Here is an 18,289-nt window from a genome sequence, read left to right on the forward strand (position 1 = left end):
GGCGAACACCGGGGAACGCTGTGACACCACCATGGGTCAGGAGCCCTTGGCCGGGACGACCTGCAGGTACACCAACGTCAGAATCAGATTGACGAAGAAGAGCACCAGGAAGGTGATCACCACGGATTGGTTCACCGCGTCACCCACTCCTTTCGGTCCCCCCTTCGGATGCAAACCCTTGTAAGCGGCGATAACTCCCGCGATCAGTCCGAAGATGATTGCCTTGATCTCGCCGATCCACAGGTCGGGCAGTTGGGCCAGCGCGGAGAACGAGGCCAGGTAGGCGCCCGGCGTGCCGCCCTGCAGCAGTACGTTGAAGCCGTAGCCGCCGCAGATGCCGACGACCGACACCAGACCGTTGAGCAGCACGGCGACCAGCATCATGCCGAGCACGCGCGGCACCACCAGCCGCTGCACCGGGTCGATGCCCAGCACCTCCATCGCGTCGATCTCCTCGCGGATGGTCCGCGAACCCAGATCGGCCGCGACGGCCGAGCCGGCGGCGCCGGCGATGATCAGCGCGGTGACGACGGGAGCGGCCTGCTGGACGGTTGCCAGCACACTGGTGGCGCCGGTGAACGCCTCGGCGCCGAGTTGCTTGATCAGTGAACCGGTCTGCAAAGCCACAACGGCGCCGAACGGGATTGCCACCAAGGCGGCAGGGAGAATCGAGACGCTCGCGATGAACCACGACTGCTCGACGAACTCACGCCATTGGAAGGGCCGGACAAACGTTTTGCGCGCGACATTGATGAGCAGCGCGAAGATGTTGCCAGCCTGGGCAAAACCCGACTCGACCGGAGTGCGCAGCCGCGTCAGGGTTTGATTCACGGCTGCGTATGTTACCCGTTGGTTGGGTTGTGACGCACGGTGGTGTCGTACGCGCCGCCCTGATATTCCGGAGTATTGCCGGTGTAGGCCGGTAGGACTTGTGTATCGCCGTTCTCGTTCATCGATTCCTGGATGGCGACCTGCGCCGCGTGCGGCAGGGTGTGCATGATCTCCAGGACCCGGTGGCGACGGCGCTCCACGGCCTGCCGGAACGGCATTCCGGGCGTGGCCTTCATCTGCGGGATGATGCCCTCGACCTCGTCGGTGCCGTTGTCGTAGTGGCCGGCGTCGGCGAGCGCCTGCTCGCGCGCCATCTGCGCCTCGTCCTTCTCCTCCGACATGCCGATCGGACCGACCATGCGGCCGTTGAGGAACTGCTTGACCACCGGCTCGTCCGAGGTGAGCAGCACCTCGCGCGGGCCGAACATGACCAGCTGCCGACGGAACAGCATGCCGATGTTGTCGGGCACGGTGCGGGCCAGGTTGATGTTGTGCGTCACGATCAGGATCGTCGCGTCGATCTGCGCGTTGATGTCGATCAGCAACTGCGAAAGATAGGTCGTGCGAACGGGATCCAGGCCCGAGTCCGGCTCGTCGACGAGGATGATCTGCGGGTCCAGCACCAGCGCGCGAGCCAGGCCGGCGCGCTTGCGCATACCACCGGAGATCTCACCGGGCAGCTTGCCCTCGGCACCGAGCAGACCGGTCAGCTCGAGCTTCTCCATGACGATCTTCTTGATCTCGGATTCGCTCTTCTTGGTGTGCTCGCGCAGCGGGAAGGCCACGTTGTCGAACAGATTCATCGAGCCGAACAGCGCGCCGTCCTGGAACAGGACGCCGAACAGTTTGCGGATCTCGTAGAGTTCCTTGTTGGAGCAGGTGGTGATGTCGGTGCCGTCGATGAAGATCGAACCGCGCTCCGGGCGCAACAGCCCGATCAGCGACTTCAGGAACACCGACTTACCGGTACCGGAGGGGCCGAGCAGCGCACTGACTTCCCCCGGAGGCAGCGTCAGCGTGACATCCTGCCAAATCCGCTGCGAACCGAAAGACTTGGTAACAGCTTCGGTCCTGACCTCGACGCCCACGCCAACCTCCACGAATTCTTCAGACGAGCGCCCGAGCGGCTACGTCACGGCACGGCATTACCAGCGGTATGTGACGCGGCACACTGGGGTGCGGTCACTGTATCGCATGCCGCCAGTCTGGGACAGACTACCTGACTCGTCGGTAGAAACTTTGTCACCGACCACTGCGGCGAGCACGGCCGGGAAAAGACCGAAAGCGGGCGGTTCCACCGGGAACCGCCCGCTTTCGAAAAACGGTGCGACCGTTATTACTTGACGGACACCTTGGCGCCGGCCTCTTCCAGCTTGGTCTTGGCGGCGTCGGCGGCCTCCTTGGCGACCTTCTCCAGGATCGGCTTCGGAGCGCCCTCGACCAGGTCCTTGGCCTCCTTCAGGCCCAGGCCGGACACGATCTCGCGGACGACCTTGATGACCTGGATCTTCTTGTCGCCGGCACCCTCGAGGATGACGTCGAACTCGTCCTGCTCCTCGGCGGCCTCGGCCGGGGCGCCGGCGGCGGCGCCACCGACAGCGGCGACGGCGACCGGAGCCGCCGCGGTGACCTCGAACTTCTCCTCGAACTTCTTGACGAAGTCCGACAGCTCGAGCAGGGTCATGCCGCCGATGGTCTCCAGCAGCTCGTCAACGTTGGCCATGATGGCTTCCTTTCAGTGATGTCTCGGGTTGGGGGAACGACTTATTCGGCATCGGCGGCCGGGGCGGACGCGTCGCCCTCGGCGCGCTTCTTGTCCTCGAGCGCGGCGAACAGGCGAGCCACCTGGCCAGCGGGCGCGGCGAACAGGCCGGCCGCCTTGGTCAGGTTGCCCTTCATGGCGCCGGCCAGCTTGGACAGCAGCACCTCGCGCGACTCCAGGTCGGCGATCCGCTCGACCTCGGACACGGACAGCGGCGCGCCGTCCATGTAGCCGCCCTTGATGACCAGCGCCTTGTTCTCCTTGGCGAAGGTCTTCAGCGCCTTGGCTGCCTCGACCGGCTCACCGCTGATGAAGGTGATGGCGGTCGGACCGACGAACAAGTCATCCAGGCCTTCCACGCCCGCCTCGGCGGCGGCACGCTTGACCAGGGTGTTCTTGGCGACGGAGTACGTGGCGTTCGCGCCCAGGGCCCGGCGCAGCTCGGTGAGCTTGCCGACCGACAGACCACGGTATTCCGTGATCACGGTGGCGGTGGAGCCCTTGAACTGCTCGGTGATCTCCTCGACCGCGTCGACCTTCCAGGTCTTTGCCATACTTCGCCTCCTCTCTGGATGGTCGGTTCGTTGCGAACTACCGACTCCGCTGGAGGAGAAGCGCCCCGGCGACAAAGCTGACGCCCCGGACGCAGAGGTTCCGGGGCGTACAAGAAAAGGGCGCGAGTGAACTCGCACTATTTCCCTACCTCGGTTCTCCCTGCGTGGGCCGCCGGCAATATCGCCGGACCTTCGACTGCCCGAGGGCAGCGACCAACGGTCTTCGGTAGAACTATGGGGGTTGATCGCCGAACCAGCCGACGACCGTTGTCCAGAATAACCGAACCTCCGCCCATCTGCCAAAACGGGTCCGGGAAAGCCGAAGGGCCGGCACCGCTGGCGGTACCGGCCCTTCGAAACCTGTTGCGCTGCTACGCGTCCTCTTCGGTGAGGTTTCGGGTGCGGTTCGGGTCCACCGGGATGCCCGGGCCGGTGTTGGTCGAAATCGTCACCTTCTTGACGTAGCGGCCCTTCGCGGTGGAGGGCTTGAGGCGCAGGATCTCCTCGAGGGCGGCGCCGTAGTTCTCCACCAGGTTCTTCTCTTCGAAGGAGGCCTTGCCGATCACGAAGTGCAGGTTGGCCTGCTTGTCGACGCGGAAGTTGATCTTGCCGCCCTTGATGTCGTTGACGGCCTTGGTCACATCGGTGGTGACGGTGCCCGTCTTCGGGTTCGGCATCAGACCGCGGGGGCCCAGCACGCGCGCGATGCGGCCGACCTTGGCCATCTGGTCGGGGGTGGCGATCGCGGCGTCGAAGTCCAGCCAACCGCCCTGGATACGCTCGATCAGATCCTCGGCGCCCACGGCGTCGGCGCCGGCGGCCTCGGCCTCGGCGGCCTTCTCACCGGCGGCGAACACGATGACGCGCGCGGTCTTACCGGTGCCGTGCGGCAGGTTGACGGTGCCGCGCACCATCTGGTCGGCCTTGCGGGGGTCGACACCGAGACGGACGGCGACCTCGACGGTGGCGTCGGTCTTCTTGGTGGCGGTCTCCTTCGCCAGCCGGGTAGCGGCCAGCGGCGAGTAGAGCTGAGCGCGGTCGACCTTGGCGGCCGCCTCGAGATAAGCCTTGCTTCGTTTTGCCATGATTCTCTGTCCTGTTCGTGGTTCAGACGTGGTTGTCGGGACTGGCCGTCCCTCCCACCTGGAGCCTCACTCGGAGATGGTGATGCCCATCGAGCGAGCGGTGCCCGCGATGATCTTCGCCGCCTGATCGATGTCGTTGGCGTTCAGGTCTTCCTGCTTGGTCTTGGCGATCTCGCGGATCTGGTCCATGGTGACCGTGGCGACCTTGTTGCGGTGCGGCTCGGGCGAACCCTTCTGCACACCGGCGGCCTTCAGCAGCAGCTTGGCGGCGGGCGGAGTCTTCAGCTTGAAGTCGAACGAGCGGTCTTCGTAGACCGTGATCTCGACCGGGATGACGTTGCCACGCTGCGACTCGGTCGCGGCGTTGTACGCCTTGCAGAACTCCATGATGTTGACGCCGTGCTGACCGAGCGCGGGACCCACCGGCGGAGCGGGGTTCGCCTGACCGGCCTGGATCTGGAGCTTGATGAGCCCAGAGACCTTCTTCTTCTTGGGGGGCATCTTTCTTTCCTTGGTATAGGTTCCTTACGGATTTCCGCAAGCCTGCTCCGGGGACGCGCCCCGGAAGTCCTTAGATCTTCGCGACCTGGGTGAACGCGAGTTCGACCGGGGTCTCGCGACCGAAGATCGACACCAGCACCTTGAGCTTCTGCTGCTCGGCGTTGACCTCGGAGATGCTGGCCGGCAGCGTCGCGAACGGGCCGTCCATGACGGTCACCGACTCGCCGACCTCGAAATCGACCTCGATGGCGGGCTTCGGCGCGGCCTCGGTGGCGGACTCGGCGCCGGTGGCGGCGCTCGCCGCGGCGGCCGGCTTCTTCTGCTGCTGGTCGGCCGGGATCAGGAACTTCACCACGTCGTCGATGGACAGCGGCGAGGGACGCGAGGTGGCGCCGACGAACCCGGTGACGCCGGGGGTGTTGCGCACCGCGCCCCAGGACTCGTCGTTGAGGTCCATCCGCACCAGGATGTAGCCGGGCAGCACCTTGCGCTGCACGTTCTTGCGCTGGCCGTTCTTGATCTCGGTGACCTGCTCGGTCGGCACCTCGACCTGGAAGATGTAGTCCTCGAGGCCCAGGTTCTGCACGCGGGTCTCGAGGTTGGCCTTCACCTTGTTCTCGTAGCCGGCGTAGGAGTGAACGACGTACCAGTCGCCGGGGGCGCGCCGCAGCGCGGCCTTCATCTCCGCGACCGGGTCGGCGGGCTCTTCGGGCTCTGCCGGGCTCTCGCCGTCGGTGCTAGCGTCCCCGCCGTCGGCCGGCGCGGAGTCCGCAGAGTCCGTGACGGCCTCGGCGGTGGTCTCGTCCACCACGTCCTCGACCGGGAACTCTTCGGTTGTGCCGTTCTCCGGGGTGCTCACTGGGGCACTCGCTTCCTGTGTCGTCACTAACTTCCTCTGCGTGCCGGAGGTGAATCCGGCGGATGGTGCCGTCCCGGCCCGACCGAAATCGGGCTCGACCGGAACGGGTACCGGCGCCGCGGGTCAGCTAGCCGAACAGCCAGTCGACACCCTTGATGAACGCCACGTCCAACCCGTAGATGAACGCGACCATGAAGACCACGAACACCAAGACCACGCTCGTATAGGTGACCATCTGCTTGCGGTTGGGCCAGATCACCTTTCGGAGTTCCGCGACCACCTCACGCAGGAACTTCACCAGACGCTTGAGCGGATTCGACGAACCCCGCGCCTTGTTGTCCGCCGACTTGGACGTCTTGCGGGCCGAATCGGCACGCTCGATCGTGGCGACCGCGCCCGTATCCGTCCGCGAGGACGAGGTGCGAGCCCGACGAGCCGACCGCTTACCGCTCGGTCGACTCACCGCGGTGTCATCGTCATCGGACGCATGCGCGCCGTGGCGAATGTCCCGCTCGTCGCTCACGCCCACTCCTCGCTGTCGTCGCTGGCATCCAGTGCAGGGGCGACAGGACTTGAACCTGCAACCTGCGGTTTTGGAGACCGCTGCTCTGCCAATTGAGCTACGCCCCTTCGGCTGGACGTTCTCGCTATCCAGCACCGTTTCTCTTCAGTTGTGCCCGGGTATCACACAACACGCGCGCCACTCCGGCGATGCCGGCCCCGACGGTTTCCCGTCCGGAACCAGCCCCTTCAGAGCAGCGCGCAGCGGCTGGTGACCCCAGAAACCCGAGTGTACGTTACCGATCCTCGGGACCGCCAATCGGGTCCGGCCGGGGCCGCCGGATCACACCAGCTGCACCGTCGCGGTCGCACGCCCGAAGATCTTACGCCCCTCCGATTTCGCGACGATCGCCACGACGGCCGTGCGCGATTCGGGGTCCACCGACTTCACCTTGCCGGTGTACTCGATCTCGGCCGGGCGGTCGGCGGGCACGTAGACCGGGCTGGTGAACCGGACGTTGTACTCCTTGACCGCACCCGGGTCGCCCAGCCAGGACGTGACGAAGCCGCCACCCAGGCCCATGGTCAGCATGCCGTGCGCCACCACGCCGTCCAGCCCGACGAGCCGCACGACGTCGTCGCTCCAGTGGATGGGGTTGGCGTCGCCGGAGACACCGGCGTAGTTGACCAGATCGCCGCGGGTGAGCCGGACGATGCGCGGCGGCAGCTCGGTGCCGACGGCCACGTCCTCGAACTTCAGTCCGCGCTTACCCGGCGCGGGGGCGGAGTCCGGAACGCGAGGCTCCGGCGGCGGGGTGGACGCCGCGCCGGTGCGCGGCCGGTGCGCGGGCGCCTCGCCGATGCCGTGCATGAGCACGTTGCGGACGGCTTCGCCCATGCTCGGGTCGATCTCGGCGCCGCTGCGGCCGACGAGCGTGGTGTAGGTGGTCAGCACCAGCTCGTCGTTCTGCGCGGTCACGATGTTCTTGGTGACGATCATGTCGGCACCGCCGGGGGCCTGCCGGAACGAGTGCAGGTACACATCGCAGACGAGCTGGTCGCCGACCCGGATCGGGCGGTGGAACTCCAGGATCTGGTCGGTCTGCATGATCTGGCTCAGGTCGTAGCCGGTGACGACCTGCTCGAACAGCTTGCGCTGGGCCAGAATTCCGACCAGGGAGATGAAGGTCAGCGGCGCGACCAGACCGTCGTGGCCGTACTCCTGGGCGATGTCCTCGTCCCAGTGCACCGGGTGGTAGTCCTGCACGGCGCGGGCGTACTCGCGCACCTTCTCGCGGCCGACCTCGTAGTAGTCGTCGACGCGGTAATGGTGGCCGACCATGGCCGCGGCGTGGGCCGCGGGGTCCAGCGGCTCGCCGTTCGCCGCGGCGGTGGACTGAACCGTTTCGACATCGGTACCGGTGTTGATTGTCACGGAAGGCTGTCCCTATCTGACCCCACTACCGGGAGTCGGCTGAGCGCTCACCACCGCACTTACACCAAGTGCCGGAGCGGCGAAACCTGCTCCGGCACTTTAGACCAACGCGGCAGCGTGCACGCGTGGAGATATTTAGCGAGACTCGCGGTGGGCCCGGTGGGTGCCGCAGTTCGGGCAGAACTTCTTCAGCTCGAGGCGGTCCGGGTCGTTACGCCGGTTCTTCTTGGTGATGTAGTTGCGATGCTTGCACTCTTCGCAGGCCAAGGTGATCTTTGGCCGGACATCGGTGGACTTCGCGGCCACGATATGCCTTCTTTCCGGTCAACCTAGAGGGTCAATCAGTATGGGTAGCGATGGCCGGACTCGAACCGGCGACACAACGATTATGAGTCGTTTGCTCTACCGCCTGAGCTACACCGCCATATGCGCGGTACTGCGGAGGTGCGGCCCGGCTCTCGATTCTGGTGCTCAGAGTGCCGAGTCGGTCACCACCGGCAATCCGGCGAGCCCCCTAACGGAATCGAACCGTTGACCTTTTCCTTACCATGGAAACGCTCTGCCGACTGAGCTAAGGGGGCGCGGCTGCTCGCGCTCCGTGTGACGATCTCTCGCACCCGGGGCGCTGAAGCCTTGAACGAGGTTACACACCCGACCGCGTGGTTACCAAATTGGCTGGTCAACCCCTACGAACCGCCCGGAAACGACGCAGGCCCGCCCCGGATGCGGGGCGGGCCTGGAAGGGTGGCGGATGAAGGATTCGAACCTCCGAAGCTTTCGCGGCTGATTTACAGTCAGCTCCCTTTGGCCACTCGGGCAATCCGCCTGGTCGCGCTCGAATCAGCGCGCTGAGCAGAATACAACGACCCGGGCCCCCGGACGCAAACCGGCTGGCCAAGCCGATGCCCGCGCGACTAACTTCGGGGGTTCGGGGTAGAAGTTCTCTGCTACCGGAACGTCCGGAGCGCAATCTCAGACAGGAGCGCAGGGTGGCCGATTCGTCATTCGATGTGGTGAGCAAGGTCGATCGGCAGGAGGTCGACAACGCGCTCAATCAGGCGGCGAAAGAGCTGAATACCCGCTACGACTTCCGCGGTACCGGCGCGAGCATCGAGTGGTCCGGCGAGGAGAAGATCGTGGTGTCGGCCGAGTCCGAGGACCGGGTGAAGGCCGCGCTGGAGGTCTTCAAGGAGAAGCTGATTCGCCGCGACATCTCACTGAAGGCCTTCGACGCCGGAGAGCCGCAGGCCTCCGGAAAGGTGTACAAGATCACGGGCACGCTCGTGCAGGGCATCTCCACGGAGAACGCGAAGAAGATCGCGAAGAAGATTCGCGACGAGGGCCCCAAGGGTGTCAAGGCCCAGATCCAGGGCGAGGAACTCCGCGTGAGCAGCAAGAAGCGCGACGACTTGCAAGCCGTCATCTCCCTGCTCAAGGGCGCCGACTTCGATGTGGCCCTGCAGTTCGTGAACTATCGGTAAGCCCCCGGCGAAAAGCACGCCGGGGATGAAGTAGGACGGCGCCGGGGATGAAGTAGGAGGGCACGCCGGGGACGAAAGTAGGACGGCACGCCGGGGACGAAAGTAGGACGGCACGCCGGGGATGAAGTAGGACGGCACGCCGGGAGGGCGTAGGCGGCATGCCGGGGAGGAGAGGTGGGAAGGCGCACTGCCGCTAGCGGGCGCGCGGCCCTCCCGCCATCTGTTCCAGGCGGGCGATGCGTTCGCCCATGGGCGGGTGGGTGGAGAACCAGCGGGCCATGCGGTCGCCGGCGCGGAACGGGTTGGCGATCATCAGATGCGACTGGGAGGTCAGCTGGGGTTCCGGCGGCAGCGGGGCCGCCTGCGTCCCGCGTTCCAGCTTGCGCAACGCCGACGCCAGGGCCAGCGGGTCGCCGGTCAGGGCGGCGCCGTCCTGGTCGGCCTGGTATTCGCGAGAGCGGGAGACAGCCAGCTTGACCAGGGTGGCGGCGATCGGGCCCAGCAGCGAGACCAGCAGCACGCCGAGCAGGTTCGGCCCCTCGCCCTCGCGGTTGCCACCGCCGAACATACTCGCGAAGAAGGCCAGGTTGGCCAGGCCGGAAATGACGGCCGCCATCGCGCCGGCCACCGAGGAGATCAGGATGTCGCGGTTGTAGACATGCGACAGTTCGTGCCCGAGCACCGCCCGCAGCTCGCGTTCATCGAGGATCTGCAGGATGCCGCTGGTACAGCAGACCGCGGCGTGCCGCGGATTGCGGCCGGTGGCGAAGGCGTTGGGCGCGTTGGTCGGGCTGATGTACAGCCGCGGCATCGGCTGCCGCGCCGCCGTCGCCAGCTCGCGCACGATCTTGTAGATGACCGGGGCCTCCAGTTCGGAGACGGGCTGCGCGTGCATCGCCTTCAGCGCCAGCTTGTCGCTGTTGAAGTACGCGTACGCGTTCATCCCGACGGCCAGCAGGATCGCGATCACCAGGATGGTCGGATTGCGGAACATCGCCCCGGCGAACACGATCAGCGCCGACAGCCCGACCATCAACCCGAACGTCTTCAGTCCGTTACCGAACCCACCGTGCCCGTGCATCGCACTCCTTCACGCCCCCGTTCTCGATTGCGTTACAGCTGGTCAACGACGGAGGGCGGGACGAAGGTTCCGGGCCCCGGCTGTGAACTACCCGACCCGCTCGATGGTGTAGCGGACCAGGCGTTCCAGCGCCTCGTTGGCGGGGCCGCCCGGCAGCGCGGACAACTCCGCGTGCGCGATGTCGGCATAGCCCTGCAGTTTCTCCTTGGCCAGCACCATGCCGCGGGAGCGTGACAGCAGCTCCAGCGCCTCGGTGACCTCCGCGTCGGTTTCCAGCGGGCGGGCCAGCAGCTTGCGCAGCCGGTCGCCCTCGGCGCCCTCGTCACGCAGCGCGTACAGCACCGGCAGCGTGTGCACGCCCTCGCGCAGATCGGTGCCGGGGGTCTTGCCGGACTGCTCGGACACCGAGGCGATGTCGATGATGTCGTCGGAGATCTGGAAGGCCGTGCCGACCGCGTCGCCGAGGCGGGCGAGCCGCTCGACGTGTTCGGGCCCCGCGCCGGAGAAGGTGCCGCCGAACCGGCCCGCGGCGGCGATCAGCGAGCCGGTCTTCTCCCACACCACCCGCAGGTAGTGTTCCACCGGGTCCTGAGATTGCTTGGCCCCCATGGTTTCTCGCATCTGCCCGGTGACAAGTTCGGCGAACGTCTCGGCGATGACGCGGACGGCGTCGGGGCCCAGCGTGGACACCAGCCGCGAGGCGTGGGCGAACAGGTAGTCACCGGCGAGGATCGCAATGCTGTTGCCCCAGCGCGAATTCACGCTCGGGGCGCCGCGGCGCATCGACGCCTCGTCCATCACGTCGTCGTGGTACAGGGTGGCCAGGTGCACCAGTTCGACAACGGTGCCGGCGGTGATCAGATCCGGGTCGGTGGGGCGCGGACCCAGCTGTCCGGTGAGGATGGTGAACAGCGGGCGGAAACGCTTGCCACCGGCCTTGGCCAGGTGCAGCGCGGCCTCCTGTAGGAACTCCTCCCCGTCCGACAGCTCACTGATCAGTAGCTTCTCGACCTCCTCCAGACCGTTGCGCACGGTCGAAGCGAGTTCGGCATCGCCGAGATCGACCCCGGCGACCACGGTGGTCTCATCGGTCACAGACGATGCACTCATGCCATCTCCCACTGCCGGTTCCGTCCCCACACCCAAGAACCTAGCGTGTCGGGGATGACGTGCCCATGAACGGAGTCACTCTGGGACGAATCAGACAGCCGGCGCGGCCCGGAACGTGCGGCGCCTTCGACACCCCGGAGCCGTACTGCAAGTATTGAGCCCATGGGTGCAGGGGATGCCAGTACCGCGAGCGGCGACGTCACGCCCGCCCACGCCGATGTGGTGGTGGTCGGCGCGGGCCCGGCGGGCTCGGCCGCGGCCGCCTGGGCCGCCCGCGACGGACGCGATGTGTTGCTGACCGATGCCGCGGTGTTTCCGCGCGACAAGACCTGCGGCGACGGACTGACTCCGCGCGCGACGGCCGAACTCGAGCATCTCGGGCTGGGCGAGTGGCTGCGCGAGCACACCGTCAACCGCGGCCTGCGCATGACCGGATTCGGGCGCGAGGCGCTGCTGACCTGGCCGGGTGGTTCCTTCCCCGGCTACGGAAGTGCCGTCGCCCGTACCGAACTCGACGACAAGCTGCGTGCGACGGCGGTGGCGTGGGGCGCCCGCATGGCCGAGGGCGTACGGGTTGTGGACGTCCTCCGCACGGGCGATCGGGTCACCGGGGTCACCGTGCGCACCGAATCCGGCACGCGGGACATCACCTGCCGCACCCTGATCGTCGCGGACGGGGTGCGCTCGCCGGTCGGGAAGCTGCTCGGGCGGACCTGGCATCGTCGCTTCGCCTACGGGGTGGCCGCGCGCGCCTACATCAAGTCGGCCCGCAGCGACGACCCGTGGATCACCTCGCATCTGGAGTTGCGCGACGCCGACGACACCCTGGTGCCCGGTTACGGCTGGGTGTTCCCGCTGGGCAACGGCGAGGTGAACATCGGCGTCGGTTCGCTGGCGACCGAGCGGCGGCCGTCCCACATCGCATTGAAACCCCTACTGCAGCACTATGTTTCGCTGCGACGTCCGGAGTGGGAGTTCGAGGGCGAGACGCGCGCGGTCGCCTCGGCGCTGCTGCCGATGGGCGGCGCGGTGTCCGGGGTGGCCGGGCGGAACTGGGCGCTGGTCGGCGACGCCGCCGGCTGCGTGAATCCGCTCAACGGCGAGGGTATCGACTACGGCTTGGAGGGCGGCCATCTGCTGGCCGGTCTGCTCGACGAGCCGGACCTGACCACCCTCTGGCCGGACCTGCTGCGCGCCCGCTACGGCCGCACCTTCTCGGTGGCCCGCCGGATCGCCGCGCTGGCCACCCATCCGCGCATGGTGCCCACGGGCGGGCCGCCGGTGATGCGGTCGAAGTATCTGCAGCGCACCGCCGTTCGGGTGATGGGCAACCTGGTCACCGAGGAGGACGCCGACCTGACCGCCCGGGCGTGGCGCCTGGCGGGCCGCGGCTCGATGCGATTCGACGATCTACCCCCCTTCACCTGAGTTCTCCCGCTGTCCTTGTCAGTCCTTCGAGTCTTGTCAGTCCCTCGAGCGAAGATCAGAGGGTGAGCGACCGCCGCCCCGACCCGCCGCTGGAACTGCTACCGCATCTCCGTCGGGCACGCGACCATGCCGACCGCCACTACGCCGCGCCTCTGGATCTGGACGGCCTGGCCGCCGCCGCGGGCGTGTCCAAGTACTACTTCCTGCGCTGCTTCGCCGCCACGTACGGCAAGACACCCGCCGTCTACCTGGCCGAACGCCGCATCGAACGTGCCCAGGACCTCCTGCGGGCCACGAACATCACCGTCACCGAGGCGTGCCTGCTGGTCGGATACACCAGCCTCGGCTCGTTCAGCCGCAAATTCACCGACCTGGTAGGCATGACCCCCTCCGCCTACCAGGCCAAATTCGCCGCCCAGGGCGCCCCCATGATCCCCGGCTGCTACGTCTTCATGCACGGCCTCTCCGACCGCAGACAACAGGACCACTAACCAACCACACGAACACCCCCCGCTAGGTTTTCGGCGCGGCTCGGTTTTCGGGTGCCGCTGCGCAAGCGACGAAGGAGCCAGCAGCGGCACCCGAAAACCGAGCCACAAGGGCGCCGAAAACCCGCCGAAGCGAAGCGGAGGCCGAAAACACAGCAATTTCGGAGAAGTCTGGGCCGAGGCTCGGTCCATAGGCTTGCCGCATGGCAACCATCACGAACGTCTCGCTGGTAACCGTGTACGTCACCGACCAGACCGAAGCCAAGCAGTGGTACATCGACAAGCTGGGGTTCGTCGAATCCGCGGATGTGACCATGGGCGACAACGGCTTCCGCTGGGTCACCGTGGCCCAGCCCGACCACCCCGAGCTGGAGGTGACCCTCATGGTCCCCGGTCCCCCGCTCGACGACACCCTCGCCGAGGCGATCCGCCGCTCCCTGGCCAACGGAACCCACGGCGCGCTGGGCCTGAACACCGACAACTGCCAGAAGACCTACGAGGAACTCACCGCCAAAGGCGTCGAATTCGTCCAGCCGCCCGCGCAGCGTCCCTACGGCGTGGAAGCCGTCATGCGGGACAACTCCGGTAACTGGCTGGTGCTGGTCGAGAAGCGCGAATTCGACCCGGCCACCGCGGAGTGGGGCGAGGGCTCGAACTGAGCACACGCCCCACCGGCGAGTCAGGCGTCGGCCGTGGTCGCCAGCCAGTTCTCGATGAACTTGCGCTCGCTGTCGACCACCCGCTGCTGCAGGTTCTCCGCGAGCGGCTCGATGGCGCCGCCCACCAGCGGCACCTTCACCGAGACGGTCCCGGCGACCTCGATCTGCGACCCCTCCGCGGTGGGCCGCAGCAGGTAGGTCCCCGACATCTCGGTGGTGATCCCCGTGGAGGCGCCGACGAAGGTCCCCTTCGCGGTATCGCCGTCGAGCGCCGCCCAGGTGTCGGTGCGCTCGAGCAGCAGCTCACTCTTGAGCACCTTGCGCACGATGGCCGGGATCTTCTCCTCCCGCGCGCGTTCGGTCATGTGCACGCGGATGGTGCCCGGCCCGTCGGGGTGGGACAGGTCGAGCGTGGCGGTCCGGGCGCCTTCGAATCTGGCCTGCCACATCTCGTCGCTGGTGATCGCCCGGTGAAGCTCCTCGACCGGGACGGTGTATGACACGGTGAAGCTGAATTTTCGGGACATGGGCGCACACGGTATCCGAGCGATGCAATAGCCTGGTGCGGTGTCGGAAACCACCCAGTCTGATCAGCTGCGGGGACGCCGGATCGGGCTGCCCGACGAGCCTCCGGCGCGGCATCGGCGGGCCCGGATCGGTGTGGTGGTGGCGGCGACGGCCGTGAGCGTGCTGGCGGCGCTGCTGGTGCTGGCGGCCTGGCGCGACGACATGTTGATCAACTCGAACAAGGGCGTGACGAGCGCCGAGGTGTTGTCGGCCGGGCGGCTGCGCTCGGCGGTCACCTATGTCACACCCGACGGCGTGACGCGCAATCCCAAAGTGGGCGTGCTGTATCCGACGAAGCTGACCGCCGGTGAGCGGATCAATGTCGAATACAGCAAGCAGGACCCGGAACTGGTGCGGGTGGCCGGGCGCGACGCGCGGGTGGCCATCATTCCGGCGTTGTCGGTGATCGTGGTGGCGTGGCTGCTGGCGCTGCCGGTGCTGTGGCTGCTGCGCAGGTCGGAGCGGCGCGCCCCGGCCTGAGCGCCGCGGCGTCGTGCAGTGTTCGCCCGAACTTCGTGCGCGTGTCACATCGGCGTGGCGGGTTCGCGTCGTGCGGGATTCACACTCGGACCGTGCGTGTAGCGATTGTCGCGGAGTCGTTTCTGCCGAACATGAACGGCGTGGTCAATTCCGTGCTGCAGGTGCTCGATCATCTGGACCGCAATGGTCATCAGGCGCTGGTGATCGCCCCGGACACGCCGCGGGGGCTGCCGTCCGCGCCGCGGGCGCACGGCCGCTTCCCGGTGCTGCGGGTGCCCGCGGTGATGGTGCCGAAGATCAGCTCGCTCCCGGTGGGGTTGCCGCAGCCGGGAATCACGGCGGCGATCGACGAATTCGGCGCGGACGTCGTGCATCTGGCGTCGCCGTTCCTGCTGGGCGCGGGTGGCGTGGCCGCCGCCGTGCGGTTGGATCTGCCCGCCGTCGCGGTGTATCAGACCGATGTGGCCGGATTCGCCGCCAGCTACGGGCTGGGTCCGGCGCGGCGGGCGGCCTGGGCCTGGACGCGGCGCATCCACGAGCGGGCGGCCCGCACCCTGGCGCCGTCCACGGCGGCCGCCGAAGACCTTGCGCGGCACGGTATTCCGCGGGTGCACCGCTGGGCCCGCGGCGTCGACATCGCTCGCTTCACGCCGTCCGCGCGAGCGGCCGAGTTGCGGGAGCGGTGGTCGCCGGACGGGCGGTTGATCGTGGGGTTCGTCGGGCGGCTGGCGCCGGAGAAGCACGTGGAGCGGCTGGCGGCGCTCGCCGACGACCCGGATGTCCGGCTGGTGATCGTCGGTGACGGTCCGGAACGGGCGCGGCTGGCGCGGCTGCTGCCCACGGCGGTGTTCACGGGGGAACTGGGCGGAGCCGAACTCGCCCGCGCCTACGCGAGTCTGGACGTGATGGTGCACCCCGGCGAGCACGAGACGTTCTGCCAGGGCGTGCAGGAGGCGCTGGCCTCGGGCCTGCCGGTGGTCGGCCCGGACGCCGGCGGTCCCCGCGATCTGATCTCGCACTGCCGCAACGGATATCTGCTCCCGGTGGACCGCTTCGCCGAGCTGCTGCCCAGCGCCGTCGCGGCCCTGCGCGACCCTGACCTGCGCGCCCGCTTCGCCGCCTCCGCCCGCAAATCCGTCGTCCACCGCACCTGGCCCGCCATCTGCGCCGAGCTGATGGGGCATTATGCGGACGTGCTGGGCATCGATCGAGAGGGCTTGTCCCGCACGGCATAACCGCCTGCGGACGGGGCAGAGCGGAAACCGGGCGACTGGGCCGGTCCGGGATAGCAGGCCGGGTACCGAGCCGAGATAGCAGCGCGGGTACCGAGCCGAGATAGCAGGCCAGGCACCGAGCCGAGATAGCAGGCCAGGCACCGAGCCGAGATAGCAGCGCGGGTGCCGAGCCGAGATAGCAGCGCGGGTGCCGAGCCGAGATAGCAGCGCGGGTGCCGAGCCGAGATAGCAGCGCGGGTGCCGAGCCGAGATAGCAGCGCGGGAACGGGTCCGGGTGCCGGACCGAGATGGCGAGCCGAGATAGCAGCGCGGGAACGGGTCCGGGTGCCGGACCGAGATGGCGAGCCGAGATAGCAGCGCGGGAACGGGTGCGGGTGCCGGGCCGGGATGGTGGGCGGGGATGCCGGGCCGGGATGGTGGGCGGGGACGCCGGGCCGGGATGGTGGGCGGGGCGGAAAATCGGTGGCGGGCGGGTGGGGCGGCCGTTTAGTGTGGCGCGCATGGGAGGTCCAGGTGTGAACGGGGCGTGCGCGGTCGGCGCGTACTTCGTGCGGCTGCGCGCAGCGGCCTGGACCCTGCCCGCGCGGCGCACCGTGCTCCACTGATCCGGAGTTCTTCCTGACGGCCGATCGGCCGCGTGCTCGCGTGTCCCGGCATGGGTCCGGGCGAATCACACCCTTCTGATTCGACCGCTCCGTTCGGAGGACACCCATGTCCCGTTCACTGTCGCGCGCGCGTCGGGCGCGCGCCACGCTGTCCCAGAATTTTCTCGTCGACGCCCGGGCGGCGGCGATGATCGTGCGCACCGCCGACATCGCGCCGGGCGGCCTGGTCATCGAGGCCGGGCCCGGCGACGGCATGCTGACCAGGCATATTCTCGCCACCGGCAGCCGGGTGCTGGCCTACGAGAAGGACCCGCACTACGTGGGCCGCCTGCGCCGCCGCTACGGCGGCAACGACCGAATCCGCGTGTACCACGCCGATTTCCGCGATGTCCGGCCGCCGCGCGTACCGTTCGCGGTGGTCTCGAACGTGCCGTTCGGCATCACGACCGACATCGTTCGCTGGTGCCTCGCGGCCCGCCACCTGACCACCGCCACGCTGCTGACCCAGCGCGAGTTCGCCCGCAAGCATTCCGGCGACTACGGGCGCTGGTCGAAGCTCACCGTCACCCATTGGCCGTGGGTCTCGATGACCCTGGGTGAGGTGGTCACGCGCAGCAGTTTTCATCCGGTCCCGCGGGTCGATGCCGCGGTGCTGCGGTTGTGCCGCCGCGCGCGTCCGTTGCTGCCCGATGCCGCGGAAGCGGACTACCTCCGCCTGGTCGAACTCGGTTTCTCGGGGCTGGGCGGGTCGGTCGCCGCCTCGCTGCGCCGCGAGTTCGCCGCCGGTGCGGTCCGGCGCGCCTGCGCCGCAGCGGGAATCGCCGACGGCGTACCGGTCGGCCACGTACCGCCCGATGCGTGGACGAGCCTGTATCGCATGCTGCTGTGACGGCACGTTAGTGTCTGATCGTGGCGAAGACAGAGTCGTTCCGGGCCTCGCTGGACAAGCAGCCGCACGAGGTCGCGTCGATGTTCGACGGGGTCGCGAAGCGGTACGACCTCACCAACACGGTGATCTCCGGTGGCCAGGACCGGTATTGGCGATGGGCGACGCGCCGGGCGCTGCACCTGCGGCCCGGCGAGCGGGTGCTGGACCTGGCCGCCGGAACCGGCGTGTCCACGCTGGAGTTCTCGAAGTCCGGAGCCTGGTGCGTCGCCACCGACTTCTCGCAGGGCATGCTCGCGGCGGGCCGTTTCCGGAAGGTGCCCATGGTCGCCGGGGACGCGACCGCGCTGCCGTTCGCCGACGCGGTGTTCGACGCGGTCACGATCTCCTACGGGCTGCGCAATGTCTCCGATCCGGACGCGGCCCTGCGGGAGATGCTGCGCGTCACCAAACCGGGCGGGCGGCTGGTGGTCGCGGAGTTCTCCACGCCGGTCTTCGCGCCCTTCCGCACGCTGTACATGGAGTACGTGATGAAGGCGCTGCCGCGAGTGGCGCGTGCGGTCAGCAGCAACCCGGACGCCTACGTCTACCTCGCCGAGTCCATCCGGGCGTGGCCGAATCAGCCGCAACTGGCGCTGCGCATCGCCGATGCCGGGTGGTCGGCGGTGAAGTGGCGCAACCTCACCGGCGGGATCGTCGCGCTGCATCGGGCGTACAACCTCGGGTAGGGCCTCGGTCGTG

At 67.9% G+C, this 18,289-nt stretch carries 21 protein-coding genes and 4 tRNA genes; 8 read left to right on the plus strand and 17 right to left on the minus strand.

All coding sequences use genetic code 11. From position 1 onward, the window contains the following. Positions 1 to 36: 36 nt before the first annotated feature. The 14 genes from NWFMUON74_RS31960 to NWFMUON74_RS32025 all read right to left on the minus strand — a co-directional run bounded on the left by NWFMUON74_RS31960 (position 37) and on the right by NWFMUON74_RS32025 (position 8,354). On the minus strand, positions 37 to 831 hold the full coding sequence (locus NWFMUON74_RS31960; RefSeq protein WP_187685428.1) for an MlaE family ABC transporter permease: 795 nt from the start codon (positions 829 to 831) through the stop codon (positions 37 to 39). An 11-nt stretch (positions 832 to 842) separates the two neighbouring features. Further along, positions 843 to 1,919 (minus strand): ABC transporter ATP-binding protein, encoded by a 1,077-nt coding sequence (locus tag NWFMUON74_RS31965; RefSeq protein WP_187685429.1) that lies wholly within the window; start codon positions 1,917 to 1,919, stop codon positions 843 to 845. Between the two features lie 248 nt (positions 1,920 to 2,167). Continuing rightward, the gene (gene rplL / locus NWFMUON74_RS31970; RefSeq protein WP_187685430.1) at positions 2,168 to 2,554 is read right to left on the minus strand and encodes a 50S ribosomal protein L7/L12; all 387 of its coding nucleotides are present in this window, start codon (positions 2,552 to 2,554) and stop codon (positions 2,168 to 2,170) included. 41 nt (positions 2,555 to 2,595) lie between these two features. Further along, positions 2,596 to 3,147 carry a 50S ribosomal protein L10 gene (gene rplJ, locus NWFMUON74_RS31975; protein WP_187685431.1) on the minus strand — a complete coding sequence of 184 codons (552 nt, stop codon included), beginning with the start codon at positions 3,145 to 3,147 and terminating at the stop codon, positions 2,596 to 2,598. 371 nt (positions 3,148 to 3,518) lie between these two features. Beyond that, positions 3,519 to 4,232, minus strand: coding sequence for a 50S ribosomal protein L1 (gene rplA, locus NWFMUON74_RS31980; protein WP_187685432.1), 714 nt, complete (start codon positions 4,230 to 4,232; stop codon positions 3,519 to 3,521). A 66-nt stretch (positions 4,233 to 4,298) separates the two neighbouring features. Further along, on the minus strand, positions 4,299 to 4,733 hold the full coding sequence (gene rplK / locus NWFMUON74_RS31985) for a 50S ribosomal protein L11 (RefSeq protein WP_187685433.1): 435 nt from the start codon (positions 4,731 to 4,733) through the stop codon (positions 4,299 to 4,301). Positions 4,734 to 4,803: 70 nt separating this feature from the next. Continuing rightward, on the minus strand, positions 4,804 to 5,592 hold the full coding sequence (gene nusG / locus NWFMUON74_RS31990; protein ID WP_187685434.1) for a transcription termination/antitermination protein NusG: 789 nt from the start codon (positions 5,590 to 5,592) through the stop codon (positions 4,804 to 4,806). A gap of 127 nt (positions 5,593 to 5,719) precedes the next feature. Further along, a complete protein-coding gene (gene secE / locus NWFMUON74_RS31995) occupies positions 5,720 to 6,115 on the minus strand; it encodes a preprotein translocase subunit SecE (protein ID WP_187685435.1) in 396 nt (131 codons plus the stop codon). Between the two features lie 34 nt (positions 6,116 to 6,149). After that, positions 6,150 to 6,222 (minus strand) — tRNA-Trp (locus tag NWFMUON74_RS32000). A 214-nt stretch (positions 6,223 to 6,436) separates the two neighbouring features. After that, a complete protein-coding gene (locus NWFMUON74_RS32005) occupies positions 6,437 to 7,522 on the minus strand; it encodes a fused (3R)-hydroxyacyl-ACP dehydratase subunits HadA/HadB (RefSeq protein ID WP_269475369.1) in 1,086 nt (361 codons plus the stop codon). Positions 7,523 to 7,663: 141 nt separating this feature from the next. Continuing rightward, on the minus strand, positions 7,664 to 7,834 hold the full coding sequence (rpmG, locus tag NWFMUON74_RS32010) for a 50S ribosomal protein L33 (RefSeq protein ID WP_019049401.1): 171 nt from the start codon (positions 7,832 to 7,834) through the stop codon (positions 7,664 to 7,666). Between the two features lie 45 nt (positions 7,835 to 7,879). Continuing rightward, a tRNA-Met gene (locus NWFMUON74_RS32015) sits at positions 7,880 to 7,952 on the minus strand. Positions 7,953 to 8,036: 84 nt separating this feature from the next. After that, positions 8,037 to 8,109, minus strand: a tRNA-Thr gene (locus NWFMUON74_RS32020). A 164-nt stretch (positions 8,110 to 8,273) separates the two neighbouring features. Continuing rightward, positions 8,274 to 8,354, minus strand: a tRNA-Tyr gene (locus NWFMUON74_RS32025). Between the two features lie 163 nt (positions 8,355 to 8,517). Between NWFMUON74_RS32025 and NWFMUON74_RS32030 the strand changes: the two genes are divergently transcribed. Continuing rightward, positions 8,518 to 9,009 (plus strand): YajQ family cyclic di-GMP-binding protein, encoded by a 492-nt coding sequence (locus NWFMUON74_RS32030; RefSeq protein WP_187685436.1) that lies wholly within the window; start codon positions 8,518 to 8,520, stop codon positions 9,007 to 9,009. A 193-nt stretch (positions 9,010 to 9,202) separates the two neighbouring features. On the opposite strand, the gene htpX is transcribed toward NWFMUON74_RS32030, so the two are convergent. Continuing rightward, positions 9,203 to 10,090 (minus strand): zinc metalloprotease HtpX, encoded by an 888-nt coding sequence (gene htpX, locus NWFMUON74_RS32035; protein WP_187685437.1) that lies wholly within the window; start codon positions 10,088 to 10,090, stop codon positions 9,203 to 9,205. Between the two features lie 87 nt (positions 10,091 to 10,177). Then, on the minus strand, positions 10,178 to 11,200 hold the full coding sequence (locus NWFMUON74_RS32040) for a polyprenyl synthetase family protein (protein WP_187685438.1): 1,023 nt from the start codon (positions 11,198 to 11,200) through the stop codon (positions 10,178 to 10,180). 162 nt (positions 11,201 to 11,362) lie between these two features. On the opposite strand from NWFMUON74_RS32040, the gene NWFMUON74_RS32045 reads away from it, so the two are divergent. The 3 genes from NWFMUON74_RS32045 (at position 11,363) to NWFMUON74_RS32055 (ending at position 13,775) form a co-directional block, all read left to right on the plus strand. Continuing rightward, entirely contained in the window at positions 11,363 to 12,628 is a 1,266-nt protein-coding gene (locus tag NWFMUON74_RS32045; protein WP_187685439.1) for a geranylgeranyl reductase family protein, read from the plus strand. A 62-nt stretch (positions 12,629 to 12,690) separates the two neighbouring features. Continuing rightward, the gene (locus NWFMUON74_RS32050) at positions 12,691 to 13,119 is read left to right on the plus strand and encodes a helix-turn-helix transcriptional regulator (protein WP_187685440.1); all 429 of its coding nucleotides are present in this window, start codon (positions 12,691 to 12,693) and stop codon (positions 13,117 to 13,119) included. A gap of 200 nt (positions 13,120 to 13,319) precedes the next feature. Next, complete coding sequence (locus NWFMUON74_RS32055; RefSeq protein ID WP_187685441.1) at positions 13,320 to 13,775, plus strand: VOC family protein; 456 nt, start codon at positions 13,320 to 13,322, stop codon at positions 13,773 to 13,775. 20 nt (positions 13,776 to 13,795) lie between these two features. On the opposite strand, the gene NWFMUON74_RS32060 is transcribed toward NWFMUON74_RS32055, so the two are convergent. Beyond that, positions 13,796 to 14,302: a DUF2505 domain-containing protein gene (locus NWFMUON74_RS32060; RefSeq protein ID WP_187685442.1), complete on the minus strand. Its 507-nt coding sequence runs from the start codon at positions 14,300 to 14,302 to the stop codon at positions 13,796 to 13,798. A gap of 82 nt (positions 14,303 to 14,384) precedes the next feature. Here NWFMUON74_RS32060 and NWFMUON74_RS32065 point away from each other — a divergent pair, with 82 nt between their 5' ends. The 4 genes from NWFMUON74_RS32065 (at position 14,385) to NWFMUON74_RS32080 (ending at position 18,276) form a co-directional block, all read left to right on the plus strand. Beyond that, on the plus strand, positions 14,385 to 14,822 hold the full coding sequence (locus NWFMUON74_RS32065; protein ID WP_425300761.1) for a DUF3592 domain-containing protein: 438 nt from the start codon (positions 14,385 to 14,387) through the stop codon (positions 14,820 to 14,822). A 92-nt stretch (positions 14,823 to 14,914) separates the two neighbouring features. After that, the gene (locus tag NWFMUON74_RS32070) at positions 14,915 to 16,057 is read left to right on the plus strand and encodes a glycosyltransferase family 4 protein (RefSeq protein ID WP_197986937.1); all 1,143 of its coding nucleotides are present in this window, start codon (positions 14,915 to 14,917) and stop codon (positions 16,055 to 16,057) included. Positions 16,058 to 16,768: 711 nt separating this feature from the next. After that, entirely contained in the window at positions 16,769 to 17,551 is a 783-nt protein-coding gene (gene erm / locus NWFMUON74_RS32075; RefSeq protein WP_187685443.1) for a 23S ribosomal RNA methyltransferase Erm, read from the plus strand. A 20-nt stretch (positions 17,552 to 17,571) separates the two neighbouring features. Beyond that, positions 17,572 to 18,276 carry a demethylmenaquinone methyltransferase gene (locus NWFMUON74_RS32080; protein WP_187685444.1) on the plus strand — a complete coding sequence of 235 codons (705 nt, stop codon included), beginning with the start codon at positions 17,572 to 17,574 and terminating at the stop codon, positions 18,274 to 18,276. Positions 18,277 to 18,289 lie beyond the last annotated feature (13 nt).

The sequence above is a fragment of the Nocardia wallacei genome, assembly GCF_014466955.1.
Taxonomy (GTDB): Bacteria; Actinomycetota; Actinomycetes; order Mycobacteriales; family Mycobacteriaceae; genus Nocardia; species Nocardia wallacei.